General features: G+C 64.4%; 8 protein-coding genes. 1 reads left to right on the top strand and 7 read right to left on the bottom strand.

Annotation, left to right across the window (positions count from 1 at the left end):
• Positions 1–85 precede the first annotated feature (85 nt).
• A complete protein-coding gene (locus tag AB6809_RS31725) occupies positions 86–886 on the bottom strand; it encodes a DUF4239 domain-containing protein (RefSeq protein ID WP_006048008.1) in 801 nt (266 codons plus the stop codon).
• A 301-nt stretch (positions 887–1187) separates the two neighbouring features.
• Between AB6809_RS31725 and AB6809_RS31720 the strand changes: the two genes are divergently transcribed.
• On the top strand, positions 1188–2846 hold the full coding sequence (locus tag AB6809_RS31720) for a methyl-accepting chemotaxis protein (RefSeq protein WP_371028022.1): 1659 nt from the start codon (positions 1188–1190) through the stop codon (positions 2844–2846).
• Positions 2847–3079: 233 nt separating this feature from the next.
• On the opposite strand, the gene AB6809_RS31715 is transcribed toward AB6809_RS31720, so the two are convergent.
• The 6 genes from AB6809_RS31715 to AB6809_RS31690 all read right to left on the bottom strand — a co-directional run bounded on the left by AB6809_RS31715 (position 3080) and on the right by AB6809_RS31690 (position 8340).
• Positions 3080–3889, bottom strand: a complete 810-nt coding sequence (locus AB6809_RS31715) for a c-type cytochrome (protein ID WP_171800363.1) — start codon at positions 3887–3889, stop codon at positions 3080–3082.
• Complete coding sequence (locus AB6809_RS31710; protein WP_006048005.1) at positions 3886–5511, bottom strand: b(o/a)3-type cytochrome-c oxidase subunit 1; 1626 nt, start codon at positions 5509–5511, stop codon at positions 3886–3888. Before AB6809_RS31710 ends, AB6809_RS31715 begins: the two co-directional genes overlap by 4 nt.
• Positions 5498–6076 (bottom strand): cytochrome C oxidase subunit II, encoded by a 579-nt coding sequence (locus AB6809_RS31705; RefSeq protein WP_371028021.1) that lies wholly within the window; start codon positions 6074–6076, stop codon positions 5498–5500. Before AB6809_RS31705 ends, AB6809_RS31710 begins: the two co-directional genes overlap by 14 nt.
• A 2-nt stretch (positions 6077–6078) precedes the next feature.
• On the bottom strand, positions 6079–6255 hold the full coding sequence (locus AB6809_RS31700; RefSeq protein ID WP_165919865.1) for a hypothetical protein: 177 nt from the start codon (positions 6253–6255) through the stop codon (positions 6079–6081).
• 67 nt (positions 6256–6322) lie between these two features.
• Complete coding sequence (locus AB6809_RS31695) at positions 6323–7663, bottom strand: cytochrome c (protein ID WP_029970504.1); 1341 nt, start codon at positions 7661–7663, stop codon at positions 6323–6325.
• Positions 7660–8340: a c-type cytochrome gene (locus tag AB6809_RS31690; RefSeq protein WP_216649265.1), complete on the bottom strand. Its 681-nt coding sequence runs from the start codon at positions 8338–8340 to the stop codon at positions 7660–7662. Before AB6809_RS31690 ends, AB6809_RS31695 begins: the two co-directional genes overlap by 4 nt.
• Positions 8341–8484 lie beyond the last annotated feature (144 nt).

Genomic DNA, 8484 nt, shown 5'->3' with positions numbered 1-8484 from the left:
CGAACCGCCCGGTGCGGACCCGCATGCCGGGTGGTGTGGCAGGGGTACGGCCTCATGGCCGTCCCCTATGCCGATTCAGCCGTCGTCACCGCCCCAAATGCGCCAACGCATCCCGCATCGGCGCACTCGAAATCATGATCGGCCCGGTCAGCGGCGTATCGAGATCCACGATCACATAAATAGCCGACGCGATCGACACAGCTCCGAGCGTAATCGTCACTAGCGCCAGCGCGTTGCGCGGCGCGATCAGCCCGAAGCTCAGGAAGATCACGCAAAGCCAGAACGTCAGCGTCTTGAAGAACGGCTGCGAGATCGAGCTATGCGCTTCCTCGATAATTTTCCAGCGCGCGTCCACGACGCGGCGAAACTGCGTGAGGCTGTCGTCGAGTGCGTGTTGTTGCAGCGGGTCATGCGCGCGCAACTGCCGCAATTGCCGGCCGACCGACGTCAGCAAATCTCCGAGCCGCACGTTTTCCAGTTTCTGCGAGTTGTCGGGCGAGCCGAGGTTTTTCGGGTAATCGCCGGCCGGCGCCGGCTCGCGCGGCCATGTCGATGCAACGGCCGCCGCCGTGTAGACGCGCAACAGCTTGCGCGCCGCGTCCGTGTCGCTGCCGTACTCCCTGAGCGTCGTGTCCAGTTCGATGATGTCGGCGGCGTAGGTGCGCAAATCGTTCGCGGCCGTGTCGAAGCTCGATTTCGCCGATGCCGTCATCAGACCGAGCACCAGCGCCGCGAACGTCACCAGCATGCCGATTACCAGTTGCACGAGTTGCACCGTTTCGTGCGCCTTGTGCTCCTCGGGCAGCAGCGGCCGCAGCCACACGCCGAACCCCGTCGCCACCAGCAGCAGAACGAAAACCAGCAGAGCCGAGCCTATTTCCGACATAAAAGTGCTCCCAGTGGCGCTCGCGTCGACAGGCGGCATCCGGCTAGCGTGCCACGAACCCGGCGGGCCCGCCATGCGGCGCTTCGAGGCTGTTTGCCGTCGTCGAAATGTTGATGCGACGCAAACGCTTGCGTCATCACCATAAAGTTTCCAGTTATTTCGCCGTAGTCCCTATCTGTGGCATTCGCTTAAATTCTGACAAAAGTTGCGGACCATGCCGAACGGGCTTGGGCGCAGCACGCGTGGCCGGGCACATTTTCACTGAGTATTCGGTCAGGCAGCCCAAATGGAGACTAGCCCGATGCTGAAAAATCTGTCGATTCGCAGTTGCCTTACCTTGATGATCGCCTTCTTTGCCGCCGCGCTGCTGCTGGGCGCCGCGGCCGGGCTTCTGTCGCTGCGCTCGAGCAACGCGTCGCTGCAGCAGATGTACACCGTGGATACGCCCGCCGTCGCCGATCTTGAAGGCAGTGCCGGCCAGTTGCTGCGGCTGCGTCTCGCGCTGGCCACTTATTCGTCGCTGGTGGATCTGAACGACCAGGACGGCGCGAACGCCGTACTCAAGCGCTTCGATCAGTATCAGAAAGCGTCCGACGAACGCCTCGCCCACTATTTGAGCCGCGCTAGCGCCGACGAAACCGAGCAGCGGCTGATCAAGGACATGCAGACGAAGCGCGACACGTTCCTGCACGAAGGCGTGGAACCGGCGTTCGCCGCGTTGAAGGCGGGCGACCATCCCACGTTCCAGCAATTGCAGGCGCGCAAGCTGCCGTCGCTGTACAGCGCCTATGAAAAAGCGATGCTCGCGCTCGAACAGCTCCAACTGGATCACGGCGCGCAGCGCTATCAGAGCGCACAGGACCTGTTTTACGCGATCTGCGTGACGGTGGCGGTCGGCATCGTCGTGTCGCTGCTCGGTTCGCTGATCGGCCGCGCGGTGCTGGTGCGCGCAATCGTGACTCCGGTCGATGCGACCATCGCGCAGTTCCAGCGGATCGCGAATGGCGACCTGACCGGCCGTATCGTCGTGACGAGCAATAACGAAATGGGGCGCCTCGCCGCGGCGCTGCGCAAGATGCAGGAATCGCTGATCGCGACGGTGACGTCAGTGCGGCAAGGCACGGAATCCATCGACAGCGGCGTGAGCGAAATCGCCGCCGGCAACACGGATTTGTCGCAACGCACGGAAGAACAGGCTGCGTCGCTCGAGGAAACGGCGGCGAGCATCGAAGAGCTTACTTCGACGGTCAAGCAAACGGCGGACAACGCGAAGCAGGCGAGTTCGCTCGCGCAGGGCGCATCGACGCTCGCTGCTCAGGGCGGCGAACTGGCGGACAAGGTCGTCGGGACAATGCACGAGATCGTCGACGACTCGCGGCGCATTGCCGACATTGTCGGCGTGATCGAAGGGATCGCTTTCCAGACCAACATTCTCGCGCTGAACGCGGCCGTCGAGGCGGCGCGTGCCGGTGAGCAGGGCCGCGGTTTTGCGGTCGTCGCGAGCGAGGTGCGTTCGTTGGCACAGCGAAGCGCCGCGGCTGCGAAGGAGATCAAGGCGCTGATCGACGCGTCGACGGCGCGCGTCGAAAACGGCTCGCAGCTGGTCGAGCGCTCGGGCTCGACGATGAGCGAAATCGTGCAGGCGATCTCGCGTGTGAGCTCGATCATGGGCGAGATCGCGGCAGCGGCAACCGAGCAGAGCGCGGGTATCGACCAGGTGAATCTCGCCGTCGCGCAAATGGATGAAGTCACGCAGCAGAATGCCGCGCTCGTCGAGCAAGCCGCGGCGGCCGCGAGTTCGCTGGAGGAACAGGCGCGAAGGCTGACGTCGGCGGTGGCTGTGTTTCAGACGGAGGGTGGTTCGTCGTCGCGGGTCACGGCGGGCTTAAGTCGTGGCAACGGCAACGGCGTTGCGGCTCAGTTTGCCGCAAGCGAGGCGGATGAGTTCGCCACGGCTTGATGCGTTTGTGAGCGGTTTGGCGGGTGAGACGAGGCGCGGTCGGGTGCGTCAAGTGGCGGCGCGCTGTGCCGCACCGCACGGCGAACAAACCGCGAACAGCGCACCGCGAACAACGCACCGCCAGCAACGCACCGCCAGCAACGCACCGCCAGCAACGCACCGCCAGCAACGCACCGCCAGCAACGCACCGCGAACAACGCACCGCGAACAACGCACGTCCTCTCAAGCCCGCCTTACTGCATAGCCGCATAATACTTCGCAAGACTATCTATCTCCGCCGACGTCATCTGCCGCGTCACATTGCGCATCTGCTCATTGATGTCGTTGCGACGCGCGCCTGAAGCAAACGCCCGCATTTGCGCGGCCAGATAAATCGACGACTGCCCGCCGAGCCACGGCGCCGACCCTTTGCGGTCGAGCTGTCCGTGGCACGCCGCGCACGGCGCGATATTGCGCTGCGGATCGCCCTGCATCGCGAGCCGCACCGCGTTCGCATCGGGCGTGCTGCCGGTGGGCGAGACTTCCGCCGCGGGACCTCGCGGCAGCGACGCATAGTAAGCGGCGAGATCGTGCAGATCCTGATCGCTGCGGGCCGCGACGATCGGCTGCATGATCGAGTTTTGCCGCACGCCTTGCTGATAATCGCGCAACTCCTTGTAGACCACATCAGCGTATTGACCCGCCAATGCGGGCGCCGTGACCTGCACGGTGCCGAGCACGCCGTGGCACATCGAGCAGTTCTGCGTCGCGATCGTCGCGCCGCGCCCGATCGAATCCGCGTCGGCCCGCACGCGCCGCAACGGCGGCAGCACGACCACGTCGCTCGGCGCCGGGCCCGCCACGTTCGCGCCGCCATACCAGCTCGACGGCGCGCCCGCCGCGCCGCAGATGGTTGCCCACAAGCCGCGGCCCGCGAACGCGCTATTCGCCGAAGGCAGCCAGACAAAGCCGATCAGTATCGCGATGACGGCAATCGCGAGCGTGCCGCCGACGCTCACCGTGAACCACGGGTTGCGCAAGCTGAAGACGCGTTCCTGATTCATCGCTGGGCTCCGACGACGACCGCGGGCACCGAAGTCTGCGGCAGTTTGAGCAATTGAACGATGGGCACGCTGTAATTGACGACGGTCAGGCCGATCATCAGGGCGACCCACAAGCCGAAGGTATTCAGCGCGGCCGGCACGCGTTCCACCGGATGAACCGCGCTCGCGAAGCGGAAGCGTTGCTGCTCAACCGCGGGCCCGAACTGCGACTTCGCGAGAATGTAGATGAAGAGCGCGCCCGATACCGCGAGAATCAGGCCGCCCACTGCCGACACGCCGACCCAGAACGCCTGCGATTCGAGACCCGGCATCTTGTAGTCGTAGTAAGCCATGCGGCGCGGCGCGCCGAGCAGGCCGACGTAATGCCACGGCAGCGTGACCACCAGCATGCCGATGAACCATAGCCACAACTGCGTGCGTACGAGCTTCACCGACACGATCGCGCGGCTCGTCAGTTGCGGCCACAGTTCATAAGCGATCGCGAAGTACATGATGACGATCGCGCCGCCGAAAATCAGATGGAAGTGGCCGGTGACCCACTGCGTGTTGTGCACCGTCGAGTTCAACTGATAGCTCATGTTGATGAGGCCGCCCGCGCCGCCGAGCCCGAGCATCACGAACGAGAACGCGATGACGAGCATCATCGGATTCTGCCAGGGCAATGCCGTGAGCCAGCCGAACGCGCCTTTGCCGCCGCGCAGCCTGCCGGCAATTTCCACTGACGCGCAGATGGTGAACACGGTCAGCAGCGTGGGCACCGACACCATTCCGGTGAACACCGCGTGCAGAAACTTGAAGCCCGAGCCGACCTGCGGATCGACAAACAGATGGTGAATGCCGATCGGCATCGCGAAGACGAGAAACAGAATGAACGACACGCGCGCCATCGAATCGCTATAAAGCCGCCCGCCGATGGCTCGCGGCACCAGCGTGTAGTACGCGATGTATGCGGGAATCAGCCAGAAGTAGACGATCGCGTGCAGCGTCCACGAGAACAGGATGCGTGAGAGGCCGGCGTCGATCGTATTGGTGAGGCCGAGCGCGACCGGCAGAATCTGAAAGAGGATTTCGAGCGCCGCGCCGACCGCGGTCCACGCCCACAGGTACGCGCCCGCAACGTTGGCGAACATCGCAAGCGGCACCGGTTTGCCGGGGTTCGCGCGCCTCCAGATGCGCAGATTCACGTGCATCAGCGCGACCCAGATCCATGAGCCGACCACCACCAGCACCACGCCGAGGTAATAGAAAGGGCTGCCGATCATCGGCGGATAGAAGGTGTAGAGCACCGAGGCTTTTCCGAGTGCCACAGGCACCATCGCCATCACCGCGCCGACCGCCAGCATGATGAACGCGGCCCATGCCCACTTGAGGCCGGCGAGGCGCTGCGCGAGCGCAAGCTCGACGATGGCGTAACCGAAGCCCATCGACACCAGCGTCGGCAGCACGTAGGCCATCACCGAGCCGTGCGCGGTCACCGAGCGGTAGTAGAGTTCCGGGTCGCCGATCCAAGGCGCGAGCGGGCTGCGCACCAGCATCTGCCAGGCGCCGAGAAAGAGCGCAATGATGAACGCGATAAAGGCGAGCCAGAAATGCGCGAGAACGAGTCGCTTAGCGTGAAACACAGATCAGCCTCCGTGTTTGTCGGGCCTGCTCGAAGAAGGCCGCTTTGTCGATCACCTTCACATGCGCCCACATCGCCTGATGACCGAAGCCGCAGAACTCGTGACAGGGCATGGTGTGATCGGCGGGCGCGTCGAAGCGCGTGTTCAGCGTCGCGACGTAGCCGGGTACGACCATCGTGTTGATGTTGGTATCGGTGACGAGCAGGCCGTGCACGACGTCGGCGCTTGTCGTGCGAATCGTGATCGGCGTGTCCGCGGGCACAAGCAGGCACTGCGGCGTGAACGAATACTGCTGCGCGATGAAACGCACGATCACGGAGCCGTCCGGCTCGACGGCGCTGCCGAGATTGTTTTCGACGAATTCGCCCGAGAGTTGCAGGCGCGACGGGTCGATGGTTTCCACGCGCGACGGCGGCATCATCGCCCAATGCAGTCCGGAGTACACGATCACGGCGAGCATGAGTACGATCAGCGCGCTGACGAAGATCGCCCAGCGGCGTTCGGCGCGCAGCGCGACCGCGTGGCCGCTGCCTGGTGGATGTTGAGGTTGCGGTTCGGTGGACATGATCAGTGCACGACGCCGCGCGGCAGAAACACGAGGAAGTAGAAGCCGAACCAGATCGCCATCACGATCAGCGTAGCCACGCCCGCCACCGCAACGGCGCCGTGCGGACCGGCGGCCACCACGCGTTCGACGTCTTCATCCGTGGATGGGCCCGCGGTGCGGGTATCGTTCGCTTCCATCAAGGGCTTCTCCAGTTTCCGATGCGGCGGTTCAATCGCGGCTGCTGCCGCTACGGGACATGCCGCGCTAATGCAGCGGCGCCTTGCGCAGTTCATTGACTTCGCGTGCGGTCACGGGCTTGCCGTGATTGCCCCACGCGGTGCGGATATACGTCACGACGGCGGCGGCTTCGGTGTCGTTCAACTCCTGCGCGAAAGGCGGCATGCCGTAGGGCTCCGGGTTGCGTCGCGTGCCAGGCGGGAAGCCGCCGTTCAGCACGATGCGGATCGGGTTGACCGCGGAGTCCATTTCGATCGACTGGTTCGCAGCGAGCGGCGGATAGTGTTGCAGCTTGCCTTCGCCTTTTGCGCCGTGGCACAGCGCGCACTTGTCGGCGTAGATCTTTTCGCCGAGCGCGAATACGTTGGTGTTGGTCGCCGCCGACGGCCCGGACTTGCGGCCGCGATTGTCCGGCAGCGTCTTCAGATACGCGGCCATCGCCTTGGCGTCTTCGTCGGTCATGTATTGCAGGCTGTGGTAAGTGACCTCGGCCATCGGGCCATACACCGCGCCGCGATCCGAGATACCCGCTTGCAGCAGATCGACGATGTCCTTGATGCTCCAGTCGCCGAGGCCGCCGTCCTTGTCGGAGGTGAGCGAGGGCGCATACCAGTTCTGCACCGGAATCAGCCCGCCGGCAAACTGCTCGCTTTGCGACGAGCCGCCGAGCATGTTGATCTTGGTGTGGCACATCGTGCAGTGCCCGAGTCCTTCGACCAGATACGCGCCGCGATTCCATTCGACCGAACGAGTCGGATCGGGCTTGAACTCGCCTTCGCGGAAATACAGCGTGCGCCAGCCGTATAGCAATTTGCGCTGATTGAACGGGAAGCGCAGCGTGTGCTTGTGGTTCGCCTCGCGCACCGGTTCGACGGACTTCAGATAAGCGAAGATCGCGTCCGAGTCCTCGCGCGTGACTTTGGTGTACTGCGCAATCGGCATCGCCGGATAAAGCAGCTTGCCTTCGGGCGTGATGCCGGTGCGCATCATCCGGAAGAACGCGTCCTCGCTCCATGTGCCGATGCCGTATTGCGCGTCCGGCGTGATGTTCGGCGAATAGAGCGTGCCGAACGGCGTTTCCATCGCGAGGCCGCCCGCAAACAGTCTGCCGCGCGGCGCGGTGTGGCAGGCCACGCAGTCGCCCGCGCGCGCAAGGTATTCGCCGCGCTTGACGATGTCGGGACGCGTGTCGGCGGCTGCGCCGGGTTGAACTGCTGCGCTTTCCGCGGCACGAGCTTCGGCGACGACGAGCGGCAACGGCACGGCCATGCGCGCAAGCATCGCGCTGCCGCATACGAGCGCCGCGGCGGCGAGCAGCGCGAAGCGGCGGCGCATCGGCGTGCGAGGCGGACGAAGTGTCGGTTTCATTGCGGTTGGCTCCCGCATGCGAGAGGCAAGCGCTCCGCCGATGCCGGCGCGGGCCGCGGATCGGCTGGACGCGGTTGGCGCGCGAGCCACGTGGATACTGCGGTGATGTCCTTGTCGGTCAGCTTCACGGCGATCGAGTGCATGCAATCCGGCGCGAGCGCGTGGCGTGTGCCCGAACGCCAGGTGCCCATCTGCCCCGCGATATAGCTCGCGTGCAAACCGAGCAGGCCGGGAATGCCCGGCTGCTGGCCGGTCATGCGCGCGCCATGACACGCGATGCACGCGGGAATCTTGCGCGCCGGATCGCCTTGCGTCACGAGCCGCTGACCGGCGGCGAGCACCGCGGGCGAGACGTCGGAGTGATCGGCATTCGGATAGGGCGGCTGAAGATCGGCGAAGTACTCGCTGATCTTGTGCAAATACTCGTCGGGCAGAAATGCGACCAGGTAACCCATCGGCGGATAGGTACGGCCGCCGTCGCGGAATGCGATGAGTTGATTGAAGAGATAGTCGGCGGGCTTGCCGGCGATGCGCGGGAAGTAGTCGTTATTGAGGCCCTGACCTTGCACGCCATGACAAGAGGTGCAGGCGCGCACGCGCTCGTCCATGGCCGAAGGCATTGCGCCGGCTGCATTGCCGGCCGCTAGCGCGGCGCCGCTCCATAAGAGATGGAGCATAAACACAATGGCAAATCCCCAAGCTCTACGATGCACGTCGGGCCTCGCTGGGAAACGTTTTTTTGTCGGCTTGCTTCGCCCGCATTCGCGACTGGGCTGCTTTCCAGTCACCACGCACAGCGGGTCTATCACTTTCTCTCTTAC

The sequence above is a fragment of the Paraburkholderia sp. RCC_158 genome, from assembly GCF_041355255.1.
Taxonomy (GTDB): Bacteria; Pseudomonadota; Gammaproteobacteria; order Burkholderiales; family Burkholderiaceae; genus Paraburkholderia; species Paraburkholderia graminis.
Note: the sequence above shows the minus strand (reverse complement) of the source record. Positions and strands in the feature narration are given on the sequence as shown.

What these genes read in the sequence shown, in the direction of transcription:
- AB6809_RS31690 (WP_216649265.1), bottom strand. Translation starts at nt 8,340, where the DNA reads ATGCTCCATCTCTTATGGAGCGGCGCCGCGCTAGCGGCCGGCAATGCA.
- AB6809_RS31715 (WP_171800363.1), bottom strand. Translation starts at nt 3,889, where the DNA reads ATGAATCAGGAACGCGTCTTCAGCTTGCGCAACCCGTGGTTCACGGTG.
- AB6809_RS31705 (WP_371028021.1), bottom strand. Translation starts at nt 6,076, where the DNA reads ATGTCCACCGAACCGCAACCTCAACATCCACCAGGCAGCGGCCACGCG.
- AB6809_RS31700 (WP_165919865.1), bottom strand. Translation starts at nt 6,255, where the DNA reads ATGGAAGCGAACGATACCCGCACCGCGGGCCCATCCACGGATGAAGAC.
- AB6809_RS31695 (WP_029970504.1), bottom strand. Translation starts at nt 7,663, where the DNA reads ATGAAACCGACACTTCGTCCGCCTCGCACGCCGATGCGCCGCCGCTTC.
- AB6809_RS31725 (WP_006048008.1), bottom strand. Translation starts at nt 886, where the DNA reads ATGTCGGAAATAGGCTCGGCTCTGCTGGTTTTCGTTCTGCTGCTGGTG.
- AB6809_RS31720 (WP_371028022.1), top strand. Translation starts at nt 1,188, where the DNA reads ATGCTGAAAAATCTGTCGATTCGCAGTTGCCTTACCTTGATGATCGCC.